The organism is Leifsonia sp. AG29, assembly GCF_009765225.1.
Classification (GTDB): Bacteria; Actinomycetota; Actinomycetes; order Actinomycetales; family Microbacteriaceae; genus Leifsonia.
On record NZ_VMSF01000001.1, the window covers coordinates 2,936,000 to 2,949,644 of the forward strand.

The 13,645-nt window shown below is 68.1% G+C and carries 15 protein-coding genes; 2 read left to right on the plus strand and 13 right to left on the minus strand.

Features of this window, described 5'->3' with window-relative positions:
* Nucleotides 1-49: 49 nt before the first annotated feature.
* Genes FPT20_RS14220 through FPT20_RS14230 form a run of 3 tightly spaced genes read right to left on the minus strand, consistent with a single transcriptional unit; the run spans nt 50 to nt 2,378 of the window.
* Complete coding sequence (locus FPT20_RS14220; RefSeq protein ID WP_158866354.1) at nt 50-559, minus strand: hypothetical protein; 510 nt, start codon at nt 557-559, stop codon at nt 50-52.
* The gene (locus tag FPT20_RS14225; RefSeq protein WP_158866357.1) at nt 556-1,422 is read right to left on the minus strand and encodes an SDR family NAD(P)-dependent oxidoreductase; all 867 of its coding nucleotides are present in this window, start codon (nt 1,420-1,422) and stop codon (nt 556-558) included. The genes FPT20_RS14220 and FPT20_RS14225 overlap by 4 nt, the downstream gene beginning before the upstream one ends.
* Nucleotides 1,419-2,378: an oxidoreductase gene (locus FPT20_RS14230; RefSeq protein ID WP_158866360.1), complete on the minus strand. Its 960-nt coding sequence runs from the start codon at nt 2,376-2,378 to the stop codon at nt 1,419-1,421. Before FPT20_RS14230 ends, FPT20_RS14225 begins: the two co-directional genes overlap by 4 nt.
* Before the next feature lie 153 nt (nt 2,379-2,531).
* Here FPT20_RS14230 and FPT20_RS14235 point away from each other — a divergent pair, with 153 nt between their 5' ends.
* Together FPT20_RS14235 and FPT20_RS14240 are read left to right on the plus strand one after the other, a co-directional pair.
* Nucleotides 2,532-3,164 (plus strand): TetR/AcrR family transcriptional regulator, encoded by a 633-nt coding sequence (locus FPT20_RS14235; protein WP_158866363.1) that lies wholly within the window; start codon nt 2,532-2,534, stop codon nt 3,162-3,164.
* A 59-nt stretch (nt 3,165-3,223) separates the two neighbouring features.
* Nucleotides 3,224-4,114: an N-acyl homoserine lactonase family protein gene (locus tag FPT20_RS14240; RefSeq protein WP_158866366.1), complete on the plus strand. Its 891-nt coding sequence runs from the start codon at nt 3,224-3,226 to the stop codon at nt 4,112-4,114.
* Nucleotides 4,115-4,237: 123 nt separating this feature from the next.
* Here the strand turns inward: FPT20_RS14240 and FPT20_RS14245 are convergent, their stop codons facing one another.
* The 10 genes from FPT20_RS14245 to FPT20_RS14290 form a co-directional block, all read right to left on the minus strand.
* A complete protein-coding gene (locus FPT20_RS14245) occupies nt 4,238-4,999 on the minus strand; it encodes an aldo/keto reductase (protein ID WP_233265540.1) in 762 nt (253 codons plus the stop codon).
* A gap of 68 nt (nt 5,000-5,067) precedes the next feature.
* Complete coding sequence (locus FPT20_RS14250; RefSeq protein WP_199245819.1) at nt 5,068-5,976, minus strand: carbohydrate ABC transporter permease; 909 nt, start codon at nt 5,974-5,976, stop codon at nt 5,068-5,070.
* Nucleotides 5,976-6,887: a carbohydrate ABC transporter permease gene (locus tag FPT20_RS14255; RefSeq protein ID WP_158866369.1), complete on the minus strand. Its 912-nt coding sequence runs from the start codon at nt 6,885-6,887 to the stop codon at nt 5,976-5,978. The genes FPT20_RS14250 and FPT20_RS14255 overlap by 1 nt, the downstream gene beginning before the upstream one ends.
* The gene (locus FPT20_RS14260) at nt 6,887-8,146 is read right to left on the minus strand and encodes an ABC transporter substrate-binding protein (protein WP_199245827.1); all 1,260 of its coding nucleotides are present in this window, start codon (nt 8,144-8,146) and stop codon (nt 6,887-6,889) included. The genes FPT20_RS14255 and FPT20_RS14260 overlap by 1 nt, the downstream gene beginning before the upstream one ends.
* Nucleotides 8,147-8,275: 129 nt before the next feature.
* Nucleotides 8,276-8,884, minus strand: coding sequence for a bifunctional 4-hydroxy-2-oxoglutarate aldolase/2-dehydro-3-deoxy-phosphogluconate aldolase (locus FPT20_RS14265; protein WP_158866375.1), 609 nt, complete (start codon nt 8,882-8,884; stop codon nt 8,276-8,278).
* A 46-nt stretch (nt 8,885-8,930) separates the two neighbouring features.
* Nucleotides 8,931-9,893: a sugar kinase gene (locus FPT20_RS14270; protein ID WP_158866378.1), complete on the minus strand. Its 963-nt coding sequence runs from the start codon at nt 9,891-9,893 to the stop codon at nt 8,931-8,933.
* Nucleotides 9,890-10,762 carry a hypothetical protein gene (locus FPT20_RS14275; RefSeq protein ID WP_158866382.1) on the minus strand — a complete coding sequence of 291 codons (873 nt, stop codon included), beginning with the start codon at nt 10,760-10,762 and terminating at the stop codon, nt 9,890-9,892. The genes FPT20_RS14270 and FPT20_RS14275 overlap by 4 nt, the downstream gene beginning before the upstream one ends.
* Nucleotides 10,759-11,487, minus strand: coding sequence for an SDR family NAD(P)-dependent oxidoreductase (locus FPT20_RS14280; RefSeq protein ID WP_158866385.1), 729 nt, complete (start codon nt 11,485-11,487; stop codon nt 10,759-10,761). Before FPT20_RS14280 ends, FPT20_RS14275 begins: the two co-directional genes overlap by 4 nt.
* Nucleotides 11,484-12,665 carry a glycoside hydrolase family 88 protein gene (locus tag FPT20_RS14285; protein WP_158866388.1) on the minus strand — a complete coding sequence of 394 codons (1,182 nt, stop codon included), beginning with the start codon at nt 12,663-12,665 and terminating at the stop codon, nt 11,484-11,486. Before FPT20_RS14285 ends, FPT20_RS14280 begins: the two co-directional genes overlap by 4 nt.
* The gene (locus FPT20_RS14290; protein ID WP_158866391.1) at nt 12,662-13,627 is read right to left on the minus strand and encodes an MBL fold metallo-hydrolase; all 966 of its coding nucleotides are present in this window, start codon (nt 13,625-13,627) and stop codon (nt 12,662-12,664) included. Before FPT20_RS14290 ends, FPT20_RS14285 begins: the two co-directional genes overlap by 4 nt.
* Between the last annotated feature and the right edge of the window lie 18 nt (nt 13,628-13,645).

Here is a 13,645-nt window from a genome sequence, read left to right on the forward strand (position 1 = left end):
GCGAAGGGGCTGCGTCGGCCTCGCCGACGCAGCCCCTTTCGTGTGTCCCCTACCGGGACGCGCCAACCAGCTCCGCGATGTACGGCTCGCTCCGCGTGGAGCCGAGCACGTCGATGCTCAACGTCAGGACGCTCCCCAGCGCCACCCCGGCGGCGATCCCCGCCAGCAGAGGGCGCCGACGGCGGAAGACGACGAACAGGATGACCCCGACGAGGATGAGCGGCACCCACACGAAGCCCATCAGCACATACAGCCGATCAACCCCTGGTCGCATGCGGGCGAATTCGGCCGACGCCGCCGCGGCCTGATCCGACTCGAACGCCGCCGGGACGGTGGCCAGGAGATTCTGGATGGTTCCGATGTAGCTGATGCCACCGAAGAGTGCAAGCAGACCGAACAGGACGACCGACGACCCGATGCCGATCAGCAGTCGCCTCCTCCGACGCGCTCCGACGATGATGGCGACGACGGCGGCGATCACGACGACCGCTCCCGCGACGATGATCCCGATTCCAGCGGCGAGTTCGCCCTGGAGGAACCGCTCAGCGATGTCTTTCATACGTTCTTCCTTTCCTCGGTGCGTGAAACAGGGGTCGGGGTCGTGGCAGCTTTCCGCTGGCCCAGCTGCGAATAGAGGAGCGCGTCCATGGCACCGTCGCTGAGCAGTCGTCGCGCCATGAGGTAGCCGCCGGCGGTGAGTCGCGGGACGGGGTAGCGCGACCGAGGCCGGCGCGACTCGACGGCGTGGCGCACGGCGCGCGCGACGCCCGCCGGGCCGGCGGCGCGGCGGTAGTTGGCGCGGACCGCCTCGCCGAAGGCCCGGGAAGCAGCCGCGTAGGCCGGCGTGCGGGCCGTCTCGTGCAGCATGTCAACCGCCGTCGCTTCGAACCCGCTGGTGATGGCCGCAGGTTCGATCAGGCTGACTTTGAGCCCGAACAGCCGCACCTCGAGGCGGAGAGCGTCGTGGAGCGCTTCCAGAGCGAACTTGCTCGCCGCGTACCAGCCGGCGAAGGGCGTGCTCATCTTCCCCGCCACCGACGACACGGTGACGATGCGCCCGCTGCCGCGCTCGCGCATGGCAGGAAGGACCTGCCTGCACAGCGAGGCGACTGCGAAGACGTTCACGTCGAACTGACGGCGGGCTTCTTCGTCGGTGACATCCTCCAGGGCTCCGTACTGGCCGTACCCGGCGTTGTTGATCAGAACATCCAGTCCACCGGCCCGTCGGTCGATCTCCTCGAGTGCCCCCGCGATGGCGGCAGGGTCCCGCACATCGAGTGCCAGGGGCACGATGGCCCGCTCTCCGTCGAACCGCTCGGGCGAACGGGTGCCCGCGAAGACCATGTGGCCTCGCCGGGACAGATCTTCGGCGATGAACCGCCCGATCCCGGAACTCGCTCCCGTCACCAAGACCCTGCTCATCGCGGGACTCGCGGCTTCTTGCGACCCTGCGCAGGAGTTGCGAGGACGTCATAACCGACGCCGGTGAGAGCGACGGATCGCGTCCAGAGCTCGTCGATCACATCGTGTTCGACCGGCAGCTCCTTCGAGCCGATGACCTCGGGGCGCCCCTTCAACCCGTTCAGACGGCGCGGACTCACGTACGAGCCGCCTGCGACCGCACCGGTCGCGGCGAACAGGATCGGCTGAGCGCCGACCTCCGGCGAGTGGCCCAGCGCGAGGTTGCTCACCGCGATCGCCGCCCGCTCGAAGAGACCGGCGTCGCGGCCCGGTCCCAGGTTCGTACGTGTCCAGCCAGGCTGCGCGCTGACGCTGACGGCGTCGAGGCGGGCGGCCCGCAGCCTCCGGTCCAGTCCGACCGCGAAGTACAGGTTCGCGGTCTTGGCACGCTCGTACGCGCGATAGCGATGATAGTTCTGCTCGGACTGGAGGTCCTCCAGCGACAACCGCCGCGGTTGGCGCGGGCTTCCGCTCGACACGGTGACGACTCGGCCCGGATGAGCCCGGAGAAGCGAGGGCAGGAGCAGCCCGGTGAGGGCGAAGTGGCCGAAGTGAGCGACCCCGATCTGCATCTCGAACCCGTCGACGGTCTCGCGACGCGGGATCGCGGCGACAGCGGCGTTGTTCACCAGGATGTCGATGGAGGGGTGGCGCTCGGTGAGCTCCGCGGCGGCACGACGGACCTCCGTGAGGTCCGCCAGGTCCAGCCGTTGCACCGAGGGGACTGCGTTCGGGTAATGGCTTCGGATCTCGGCGGCGACCTGCTCGCCCCGCGCGGTGTCGCGCACCGCGAGAACTGTCGTCGCCCCCGCCTCGGCGAAAGCCGTGGCGGCCGCGCGGCCGACGCCGCTCGTCGCACCCGTCACGACGACGGTCTTTCCTGCGAGATCAGGCCTGGGTAGGTATTTCCAGCTCATCGGCTCCTCCTTCAACGTCACAAATGAGAGCTTTTTATTTTGTAACATGATGCCGTGATTTTTTCAGGAGCGCTCGGTAAATTCTCGGAAGCGGTTCAGGCGTCGCGGGCATACACCCCCTCTCTGCCGGAAATGGGAAGCTATGATTACGGAATGAGCAGTAACACGGCACAGATGAAATCAGAGAGCCGGAAGCGCGGGCAGCGGCACGGAGACCTCCCGGACGCCCTCCGGGCCGCGGCACTCGCACTCATCGACGAGAAGGGGGCGCGCGGCTTCACCATGAGCGAAGTGGCGCGCGCCTCAGGCGTCAGCGTGAGCGCCCCCTACAACCACTTCGAAGACAAGAACGCCCTCCTCGCCGATCTCGCGACGCGAGCGTTCGGGCTGATGACGGAGACGTTCACGGCCGAGGCGCGGCGCGTCCGACCGGAGCAGCGGCTCGCCGCGGTCGCGCGCGCCTACGTCACGTTCGCTCTCACCCACCGTGCCGAGTTCGACGCCCTGTTCGGAACCAGCTACGCGAAAGGCCAGTATCCGGCTCTGGTCGAGGCGGGCGCACAACTGACCGGCGTGCTCGCCGACGCCTCGGCGACGGCCCTCGGCCGCGCGGTCGACGACGAGGCGATCGACCTCGCGGTCGAGGTCATGGCGCTGGCGCACGGCTACGCCGTGTTCCTGCTCCGGGGCAACCTCGGGGACCCGGACGAGGAACTGCCACGCGTCCTCGAGCGCGTGACGCGCGCCACCGACATCCTGGTCTCGGTCGCCGCGGCGGAACAGTAGAGCCACCCGAGCGGCGATGCGGGCTTCCGCCTTCAGCCCCGTGGTTTATACTTTATTATATGATTCCATCCCCCTCCCCCGCCCGCCTGCCGGACGTCGACGGAACGGCCGAGCGGATGTTCATACTTCAGCTCGGGGCCGAGCACGTGCAGAAGGCCCTCTCGATCGAGGGCGGCGGGAGCGCTCTGTACTGGGAGCCGTTCCTCGCCGTGGTCGTCGAGACTGCGGAAGGCTGTGTCCTCTTCGACACCGGGATGTCCCGCGCCGCATCGGAGTCGGCGGACATCGCCCGGGCCTACGGGGCCGACAGCGCCGGCGCCCTAGCCGGCGAGAGCCGCTGGCACCTGGGTCCCCCGCCGCAGGATCCTCGGGGCTGGTCGTGGGTGCTTCCCGGCGATCCACTCGTCACGGGATTGGCGTCGATCGGTCTGGAGCCCGAGGATATCTCGACCGCCGTCGTATCGCACCTGCATGTAGACCACTCCGGCGGGATCCCCACGCTGACCGCCGCGGGGGTCCCCGTGGTCATCGGACAGTCGGAGCTCGCGTTCGCCCGGTCCGGCCAGGTCGGCGAATCCGAGGGCTTCCATCCGCCTGACTGGACGCACCCGGCGACCACGTGGCGTGCGGTTGCGGGCGACACGCGGATCGCACCGGGAGTCTCGGTGATCTCCACCCCCGGGCATACGCCCGGTCATCTCTCGCTCGCGGTGTCGCTGAGGCGATCCGGGACCTGGGTCTTCTGCGCCGACGCCAGCGATCTGGGTCAGAACCTGCTCGATGGTCTCCCGTGCGGATCATGCACCCCCAATTCCGAGGACACGCGCCGCCTGGCACGCGTCTCCGCTGAGCGGCTGCACGGCTTCTCGCGCGCCGGCGCGCGCGTGGTGCCGGGACACGACCCGATCGTCGCAGCCCTCGTGCGTCATCCCGACGGCGGGATCCTCTGACGCACGCTGACGGAAGGGGAGACATCACAGGCGAGATCGCGGCGCTCCTCGTCGGCGTCGAACTCGGCGGTGCTCCCACGTGGCGCGCTCACCGCCCACCACATCGACTCGGGGTGCGGGCGGTCACCCGCGGTCGTCGGGGTCCACTCCCGTGCGATGGCCGTTCTCCAGCGCAGCGATCGCGGCCGCATCCGACGCGTCCAGACGGAAAGAGAAGACGTCCAGGTTCTGACGCATGCGAGCAGGTGTCGCCGACTTCGGGATCACCAGGTTCCCCAGATCCAGCTGCCATCGGATCACCACCTGCGCGACGCTGACGCCGTGCTTCTCCGCAATCCGCAGCAGAGCCGGCTCATCCAGCACCAGACCGCGTGCTAACGGAGACCAGGCCTGAGTCGCGATTCCGTGATCGTCGTGGAACCGCCGCAGCTCCCTCTGCGGCAGCCACGGGTGCAGCTCGACCTGGTTGATCACCGGCACCGTCCCGGTCTCCGCGACCATACGCTCCAGATGATGAGTGTGGAAGTTTGCCACTCCGATCGACCGAGCGCGTCCTTGCTCGCGCAACACCTCCAGCGCCCGCCACGAATCGACATAGCGATCCGAGCGCGGGGCGGGCCAATGGATCATGTACAGGTCCACGACGTCGACACCCAACCGCTCTGCACTGGCGTCGAACGCCCGCAGCGTCGAGTCATACCCGTTGTCCGTCCACCACACCTTGGTGGTGACGAACACCTGGTCACGCGGGACACCCGAGCGCCGGATACCTTCGCCGACACCGCGCTCATTATCGTAGAACGCCGCCGTGTCGATGAGCCGATACCCGCTCTGGATCGCCGCGACCACCGCGCCCACAGCCTCATCGTCCGGAATCTTGTACACCCCGAACCCCAGCTGCGGGATGGACCGGCCATCCCGCAGCACACGATCCGGGATGACCGCCCCCGCGTCTATTTGACGGCTCCGAGCGCCAGGCCGCCCACGAAACTCCGCTGGAAGACGAGGAACACGATGACACACGGGAGAGCGGCGATGACGGTCGCCGCGGCGATCAGATTCCACTGCCCGCCGTACTGGCCCATCAGGGAGAGCACGGCCGCCGTGATGGGGAAGTTGGTATCTGTCCGCAGCAGGGTGAGCGAGAGGAGAAGGTCGTTGAAGATCCACGTGAACGACAGCGCGCCGAGCGCCGCCAGCGCCGGTCGGCACAGCGGCAGAATGATCTGCCAGTACGTCCGCAGCACGCCCGCTCCGTCGATCGAGGCCGCGTCCTGCAGCTCCGTGGGGATCGAGCGCATGAAGCCGTAGAGCACGAATGTGTAGAAGCCGAGGCCGAGCGCGACCTGGGCGATGATGACGGCGAAGAGAGTGTCGTAGATTCCGGCGCCCTCGGCGATCCGGACGAGAGGGATGAGCAGGATCTGGGCCGGCAGCAGGTTTCCTGCGAGCATGATCAGCAGGATCGTGCGGCGGAAAGGGATCTTGTACCGGCTCAAGCCGAACGCGGCGAGCGACGCGAGGGCCAAGCTCAGGATCACCGTCGGAATGGTGATCATCAGGCTGTTGATCAGCGCCTGGCCCATTCCGGCGGTCACCCACGCGTTCGGGTAGTTCGTCGCGGTGAAACTGCCCGGCAGTGCTCCGACGCCTCGGCTGGCGATGTCGTCGAAGGGGCGGATCGACATGAGAAGGACCAGCACGATCGGGATCACCCAGAGCACGGCGATGATGGACGCCGTCGTGTGGAACGCCGCAGTCGCCACCGGGCGGCGCCACGAGCGCCGCCGAGCGGGAGCGGGAGCAGGTGGTGCGGGCCGCTCCTCGTCGAGCATCACGCGCGCATCGTCGATGAGTGCCATCAGTCTTCCTTACTCTCAGAGAACGCCCGTACCAGGTAGGAGATGATCACGCCCACGGCGAGCAGGAAGATCACGACGGCGAGCGCCGAGCCGTAGCCAAGCTGGCGGGACGTGAAGGCCGTGGAGAACATGTACGTGCTGAGCAGTTCGGTCGACCGGTAAGGACCGCCGCCCGTCATGGACCATACGATGTCGAACGAGCGCAGTGCGTCGATCACGAGCACCGACAGGACCACCAGGTTCACGCTGCGCAGCTGCGGCAGGACGACGTAGCGGAGCCGCTGTCCCCAGTTGGCGCCGTCGACGCGAGCGGCCTCGATGAGGGACGGGTCGATCGCCTTGAGTCCCGCAATGAAGAGGATCATGACGTAGCCGATCTGTCGCCACAGCGCCGCGACGATGACCGCGTACAACGCGGTCGACGGGTCGCCCAGCCAGACGTGCTTGAGGCTGCCGAGCCCGACCGCGTCGAGGAGGGTGTTGAGCATGCCGTTCGGCTGGTAGATGGCGTTCCAGATCATGGCCGTGACGACCAGGGAGAACACGATCGGGAGGAAGAGCGCCGTCCGGTAGAGCCCGACCCCGCGCCGCTCGGACTGGAGCAATAGCGCGGCGGCAAGGCCTCCGACGAAGGAGATGCCGCCGAAGAGGACCAGCCAGAGGCCGGTGTTCTTGAGCGCCGTGAAGAAAACCGGGTCGGAGAACATTCGGGTGTAATTCTCGAGCCCGACGTTCTGGGGCGGGGCGAAGCCGTTCCACTTCAGGAACGAGATCGCGATCCCGTTGATCGCCGGCCAGAAGACGCCGACGGCTTCGAGGAGGAAGGGGACGAGGACGAGAAGAACCACCACCGGCGGCGGGACGGAGACCCGCCGCCGGTGGATGGTCCGCTCGAGAGTGAGCTGGGTCATCAGTTACGCGCTTTTCGAGCCTGTTCAGCGTCGGACTGCCACTGCGTGAGGATGCTGGAGAGATCCGAAGCGCCGGCGAGGTACTTGGTCAGCGCCTGGTCCGCCGTCGGCTGCACGTCGTCTCCTGCGTCGCGGTTGAAGAACTGCGACAGTCCCTTTGCGTCGAGGATGAGCTGCTTGCCCTTCTCGGCGTAAGGTGTCAGGTCGACCTTCGCGTCCGGGTTGGTCGGCAGCAGCGTTCCGCTGCCGGTTGCCTTATACATTGCCTCCTGCGCCTCAGCGCCGGCCATGAACGTCAGGAACCGCTTGGCGAGCTGGGGCTTGGTAGTCCGAGCGCTGGCGAAGAACCCGTCGGTCGGGGCTTCCTCGGCGTCAGCGACCTTGGAGTCGATGACAGGGAACTTGAAGTAGTCGAAGTTGCTCAACTGGTCCGCGGGGATGCTCGCCTGGAACCACGAGCCGCCCAGGAACATGCCGGTGCGGTTCTGCACGAAGTTCGTCGCCGCCTGCTGGAAGGAAACGCCCGATGCCGTCGGATCGAAGTAGCCCTTGATCTGGTCCCACTTCTCGAAGACCTGCTTCACCTCCGGGCTGTCGAACGACTTCTTGCCCGTTAGGAGCTCCTCGTGGAACTTGGCGCCGTTCACGCGCAGGTCGAGGTAGTCGAACCACGCGGATGCGAGCCACGCGGCGTCGGAGAGGCCGATGCCGATGGGTGCGACGCCGGCGTCCTTCAGCTTCTGGCAGGCGGCGAGGAACTCATCCCAGGTCTTCGGCGGCTCGATGCCGAGCTTCGAGAAGAGCCGCTTGTCGTAGTACACCCCGAACCAGTAGTTCGACGTGGGGACGAACACTTCCTTGCCTGCGCTGTCCTGGCTCAGGTTCTTGAGCGCGTTGGTGAACTTGAAGTCCTTCCAGATGTCGGAGATGTCGAGCAGGAGTCCCTGGTCGGCGAAGACCTTCGTCGCCTCGCCGCCCAGCCAGGTGTAGATGTCCGGCGGGTTCGACGACGTGAGGTAGGTAGGCAGCTGCTGGCGGTAGGTCTCGTTGTTGACCGAATTGATCTGGACCTCGCCTTCGCCCTTGGCGTTGAACGCCTTCACCGCGGCCTTGAGGGCGTCGGCGTCCTGCTGCGTCAGACGCGACTGGATGATGAGGGGGCCTTTGGCATCGGGCTTCGAGGTGTCCGCGGCGGTGCTGCTGCTCGATGTGGCGACACATCCGGAGAGCAGCAGGGCGGACGCCGCAGAGATGGCCACGAGTGCCAATCTGCTCCGCGACTTGAGGGTCATCTTTGACTCGCTTTCTTGTGTGGGGGTGGGGTAAGCGATCCCCGCTTTTCAGTAGGGTAAATCGACCACCACTAGTCAGTCAATAATTTTATATTACTAATTGGTTACAAGCCGCCGGACGGCTTCGGGATTCTCCCGCGCCGCCCGCACCAGGCCCGACCCCATGCCCACCGCCGCAGCTCCTGCTTCGAGGTAGCAGGGCACATCGGAGACGGATAGACCGCCTGTCGGGGCCAGCTGAAGGTCCGGCAGCGAGGCGAGGATGGCCTTGACGCCTTCGGGGCCGAAGGTCACCGCCGGGAAGAGCTTGACGAGGTCGGCACCCAGCTCACGCGCCCGGGTGGCTTCGCTCACGGTTCCGACGCCGGGAAGGCTCGCCAGGCCATGGCCCAGCGTCGCCGCCACGACCCGTTCGTCGAGATTGGGCGACACGACGAATGCCGCGCCGGCCCTTGCGGCCGCGTCCACCTCCTCCGTCCGCAGGGCGGTCCCGACGCCGATGCAGAATCCCTCCTCGGCCAGACGCGCGATGACATCGACGGCATCGGGCGTGACCAGCGAGATCTCGATCGCACTGACACCCGCCCCACGCAGGGCTCGAGCGTCGTCCAGAGCCTCAGCGGAGGACCTCGCCCTCACGATCCCGATCACCCGGCTGCGTCGTATCGCCTCCAGCGCTGCCTGCGCGCTCGTCGTTCTGCTCATGACTCTCCCTCGTGTTCGGGCCGGGCGCCTGGCGTACCGCCGGTACTCATCGGCTGGTGCCCCCGTGGGCCAGGAACTCTTGGACGTCGCGACGTGTGGGCGCTCCCTCCCAATCGCCCGCGCTTCGCACCGCGAACGCACCGCACACGGCGCCGGTCCGAAGCGCCAGCCCGATCGGTTCGCCACGGAGGCGCTCGGCGAGATAGCCTCCCGCGAAGGCGTCGCCGGCGCCGACCGGGTCGACGACGTCGACTATGAAGGCCTCCTGCTGGACGACCCGGCCGTCCGAGAACGCGAGCGCTCCCGCCCCGCCTTGCTTCAGGACGACTTCTCGCACTCCGCGGTCCACGAAATAGCCGGCCGCTTCCGGGCCCGAGAGCCGCCCCTCGAAGAGGACGTCGACTTCATCGTCCCCGATGAACAGGATGTCCGCCTGCTCGGCGAGCGCGCGCAGCACAGGCCCCGCCTCCGCACGATCCCACAGGCGTGACCGGTAGTTCACGTCGAAGGAGATGGCGCTGCCGACATCGCGGCCGAGGGCGAGTGCGGCGAACACGGCATCGCGCGCGGTTCGGCTCAGCGCCGGCGTGACGCCCGTGACATGGAGGAGCGCCGCGTCCGCCAGCAACGCCGGCTCGAGGTCGGCGGGGCTCAGCCGGGACCCCGGCCCCCGTTCGCGGACGTATTGGATATGCGGCCCGTCGGGCAGCCTTCGCTCCTTGAGCAGAAGGGAGGGCACCCCCGGATCCGGGATCTCGCATACGGTCACCCCCTCGGCCGCCAGATCGGCGATCAGGCGTTCGGCGAGCCCGCCCGACCCCACGCGTCCGATCCACGTGGAGGGGGCGCCCAGGCGGGCGGCGACGATCGCGACGTTCGACTCGGCGCCGGCCGACCGGAGAACGGTAGAGCCTCTCGTGCGCCAGCGCTCGTCCGTGGAGAAGACGGCCATCGTCTCGCCCATCGTCACCAGTCGGGCGCGCGACGGGGTGGTGTCGCGCTCGCTCATGACGGCAGCGCGCGAAGTGTCAGCGACCACTCCAGCGACGCCCCCGGGACGAGCATCGGGCGGCGATCGAGGTCGTCGGCCAGCGCGAGCGAGTCGAAGTACGAGGTGGTCGGCTCGATCGCGATGACGGCTTCGTCCCGGTACATCCCGTTCTCGTACCAGATGCCGAGGTACGGGCACTCGTCACCCCATTCGAGTTCAAGCTGAGCGTCGGGCCGGCGCAGAATGGCGCTCCAGACAGCTGTCCTGGGCTCGACGTAGACCTTGCGGCATCCCCCTCGCGGGACCGTGTCTATGGCAGAGAGTTCGTGCGTCCAGCCGGAGCGCAGCAGCGCCGGATCCAGCACGTCCACCACCTCGGTGACCTGCTCGGGAAGCACGACCCGGGTCCCGGGGGGAGCGAGGAACTGCGGATGCGCCGCCCAGAGGAACGGCAGCGGAAGACTCCGCATCCCCGTGGCCCGATAGGAGATGCGGAGTCCGCCCGAGGCAGGCTCGATGATGCGCTCGAGTGCGACGCCGTAGACGTCGTCCTCGGCGCGGCTCACCCGCCCGGTCTGGCTGAAGGCGGCTGTCCAGAAGTGACCGTGATCGGCGATGTCGACCCCGCGCACGGTGCACGCGACGATGCTCGGCGCGCACTCATCCCATCCGGCCATCTCGGCCGAGAGGAAGTCGTCGCCGGGGCGCGCCGGGCGGCCGACGGCCTTCTCCGGCTGCGCAAGCCACTCGCGGCCCTCATCGTCCCGAAGGGAGACGATCTTCGCCCCGCGGGAAGGGAGGAACTCGGCGGTGAGTCCGTCGCCGTGCACCGTCACCCGCTCCTCCTCCTCGGAGTACGGCCAGCCCGTGCTCTGCGAGCCGGTCATACCGACACCGTGAGTCCGCCATCGACCACGATCGTCTCCCCCGTGATGTAGCTCGCATCCGGGCTCGCCAGGAAGGCGATCGCCTTCGCCACTTCGACCGGCGCGCCGAAGCGGCCCAGTGGAATATGGTTCACATGCTCGGCGCGATCCTCATCGCTCACGGCATCCCACGCACGTGTCATGACCGACCCGGGGAGCACGGCGTTGACCCGGAGCTTCGGCGCGTATTCGACCGCGAGCTGCCGGGTCAGCGCGACCATGCCGCCCTTCGCCGCGGCGTACGCCGGGTGCCCGGGGAATCCGGCGATCGCGTGCACGCTGGAGACGTTCACCACGTTCCCGCCGTTCGCCAGCAACGTGTCGGAGAAGGTGCGTATCGACCGATACACGGCTCCGAGGTTCACGGAAATCTGACGGGTCCAGTCGTCCTCCGCGAGCAGATGCGCGGGTCCGAGTGTGAGCGTGAAGGCGTTGTTGACTACGCAGTCCACCACGTCCCCGGCAGCCTCGACGGACTCTCGGAGACGATCCCAGTCACCCGGGTCACCCACGTCGAGCCGCACGGCCACCGCTCGGCCCCCGGAGTCCCGGATTCCGGAGGCGACTTGCTCTGCGGCCGAGGCATCGATGTCGCCCACGTAGACCACGTCATGCTGCGCGGCGAGGACCCGGGCAGTCGACGCGCCGATCCCCCGCCCTCCGCCCGTGACGATCGTCGCCATCATCCGCGAGCCTCCTCGATGATCTCCCAAGCCGCCATGAGGGCCGGGCCCTGACCCCAAGGCACGACGTATCCCACCGGTACGTGGGCGTAGTGCTCGGGAACGGTCGACGCATAGACGGCGGCCGAGACGTTGCGGAGCGCCAGGTCGCGATCGAACGAGCGCACGAAGGCGGCCGTCGCGCGCTGCAGCGCATCGCGGACGACGGCGCGATCGACAAGTCCCAGCCGAGCTGCCCGCGAGAAGCCGGCGATCATGAAAGCGGTGGTCGAGTACTCGTCCCCGGAGCCGGGGTCGGTGACCACGACGGGCCAGTGACCGTCGGGACGCTGAAGGCCCACCATCGCCTCCACGAGCCGGACTGTCGCCTCGCGCAGGGGCGTCACGCGCGCAGATTCGTAGCCGACGGGGTACGTCTCGATGACGTCGAGCAATCCGAGCAGCGCCCACCCCTGACCGCGGCCCCAACCGGAGCCGAAGGTGCCCTCCACGCCCGCCAGGAGGAAGTGGTCGAAGAGCCCATCGCTTCGCTGAAGGGTATCCACGAACCGCGCCGCTTGGTCGATACCTTCGTCGACGTAGCGAAACTCGTCCGTCGCAGTTCCGAGCGCGACGAGGAACGGAGGGTCGAAGTGCAGAGCGTCGACACACACGCACGCGGGCGGTCGCGCGAGAAAGGCGGCGTCGCGGTCCGAGAGGGGGCCGGAGCCGTACGGCGCGATCAGGGGCGCGCTCTGCCAGAGCTCGTACACACCGCGGATCTTTGGCCGACTCAGCAAGTAGTCGGCGAGCGCACGGAGCTGCGCGAGGAGGCGGAAGTCCCCGTACCGCTCGGCCACCTGGACGAGTGCTCGGCCAGGCACGGTCGCGTCGAGACGCACGAACGGCTCTGATCGCGTCGCCCAGGCGCGCCCCCATCCCTGGATGAACGAGGCCCACCGCTCGTCACCGGTGCCCTCGGACGTTCTCAAGAGGGCCTCGAAGGCGATGGAGTCGCCGAAGTTCCAGGTGGCGAACGGGAGGCTCGTGAGCGCGTCGGCCAACCCTCGCACGAACTCCTCCCCCACGACGACCGGAGCTGATTCGGCGCCGCTGCGGGGGCTCCGAGCCAGCCATTCGCGAGCGTCGCGTTCCGCCTCGTAGATTTCGGCCGACCAGGCGACCTTCTCGGAGAGGCTCATCCCACCGACCTCCACCGGTACGCTTGCCGGCTACCCAGGCGCTCGACGATACCGCGCGCCTCCAGGTCTTCGAGATGCCCGACCACAGGGTAGGCGAGCGCGGTGGCGGTGCCCTCGGACGGCCACCGTCCCGCCTGCTGGTTGATCCGGTCCAGCAGAACCGGCAGGGAGACGCCGTCAGCTTCGCGGGCGACCTCGTGGATCACCAGCGCCTCGAGCCGGTCCACGAACGCCTCGGAGCGTTCGAGAAAGCGCACCACGTCCTCCCCCTGAAGCGTCGGATAGTGCGCCGTCAGCAGGAGCTCCGGCGGCCGCTCCGCCAGACGCCGGATCGTCTGCCGGTACGCCGCGACGAGTCGGTAGGTCGGAGGGAATGCGGGCGATCCGTCCGCGTTGTCCACCGATTCTCCGAGGATCGCGTCGCCGATGATGTGGACGGCGCCGCCATCCAGCGCGACCCCGAGGTGACCGAGCGTATGGCCGGGGAGGTGCAGCACCTCCGCTTCCGTCCCGCCGAGGTCGATGACGGCTCCGTCGCCGACCACGTCGTCGACCGGACCGCTCCCGGCGGACGCCCGCATCCACGCGATCGCTTCCGGCGACTCGTCGAGGCCGTACTCGGCGAGAAAACCGCGGCCGCGGGCCTCCAGGAACGTGTCGACGCTCTCGATGGCGGCGCGGTCGGCCTCATGCGCGAGGATCCTGGCATGCGGGAACGCGTGATGGGCATCGTCGACGCCGCCGAAGTGGTCCACGTCGCAGTGGGAGACCACCACCGACTGGATCCGGCGGGGGTCGACACCGGCTTGTGACAGGGCTGGGATCAGGGACTCGGGGATTGCCCCGCGGATCCCTGTGTCGAACAGCAGCACACTGCCGGAGCCGCTCACCAGGTAGAGGCTGGAGATCCGGTCCCCGAGCGGGATGTCGACTCGGTGCAGGCCCGGGCGCGGTTCGGTCACGTGCGCAGTCGGACCGCT

Bases quoted from the DNA above. Each gene is read 5' to 3' on its own strand.
- FPT20_RS14220 (WP_158866354.1), bottom strand. From the start codon at position 559: ATGAAAGACATCGCTGAGCGGTTCCTCCAGGGCGAACTCGCCGCTGGA.
- FPT20_RS14225 (WP_158866357.1), bottom strand. From the start codon at position 1,422: ATGAGCAGGGTCTTGGTGACGGGAGCGAGTTCCGGGATCGGGCGGTTC.
- FPT20_RS14230 (WP_158866360.1), bottom strand. From the start codon at position 2,378: ATGAGCTGGAAATACCTACCCAGGCCTGATCTCGCAGGAAAGACCGTC.
- FPT20_RS14235 (WP_158866363.1), top strand. From the start codon at position 2,532: ATGAGCAGTAACACGGCACAGATGAAATCAGAGAGCCGGAAGCGCGGG.
- FPT20_RS14240 (WP_158866366.1), top strand. From the start codon at position 3,224: ATGATTCCATCCCCCTCCCCCGCCCGCCTGCCGGACGTCGACGGAACG.
- FPT20_RS14250 (WP_199245819.1), bottom strand. From the start codon at position 5,976: ATGGCACTCATCGACGATGCGCGCGTGATGCTCGACGAGGAGCGGCCC.
- FPT20_RS14255 (WP_158866369.1), bottom strand. From the start codon at position 6,887: ATGACCCAGCTCACTCTCGAGCGGACCATCCACCGGCGGCGGGTCTCC.
- FPT20_RS14265 (WP_158866375.1), bottom strand. From the start codon at position 8,884: ATGAGCAGAACGACGAGCGCGCAGGCAGCGCTGGAGGCGATACGACGC.
- FPT20_RS14270 (WP_158866378.1), bottom strand. From the start codon at position 9,893: ATGAGCGAGCGCGACACCACCCCGTCGCGCGCCCGACTGGTGACGATG.
- FPT20_RS14275 (WP_158866382.1), bottom strand. From the start codon at position 10,762: ATGACCGGCTCGCAGAGCACGGGCTGGCCGTACTCCGAGGAGGAGGAG.
- FPT20_RS14280 (WP_158866385.1), bottom strand. From the start codon at position 11,487: ATGATGGCGACGATCGTCACGGGCGGAGGGCGGGGGATCGGCGCGTCG.
- FPT20_RS14285 (WP_158866388.1), bottom strand. From the start codon at position 12,665: ATGAGCCTCTCCGAGAAGGTCGCCTGGTCGGCCGAAATCTACGAGGCG.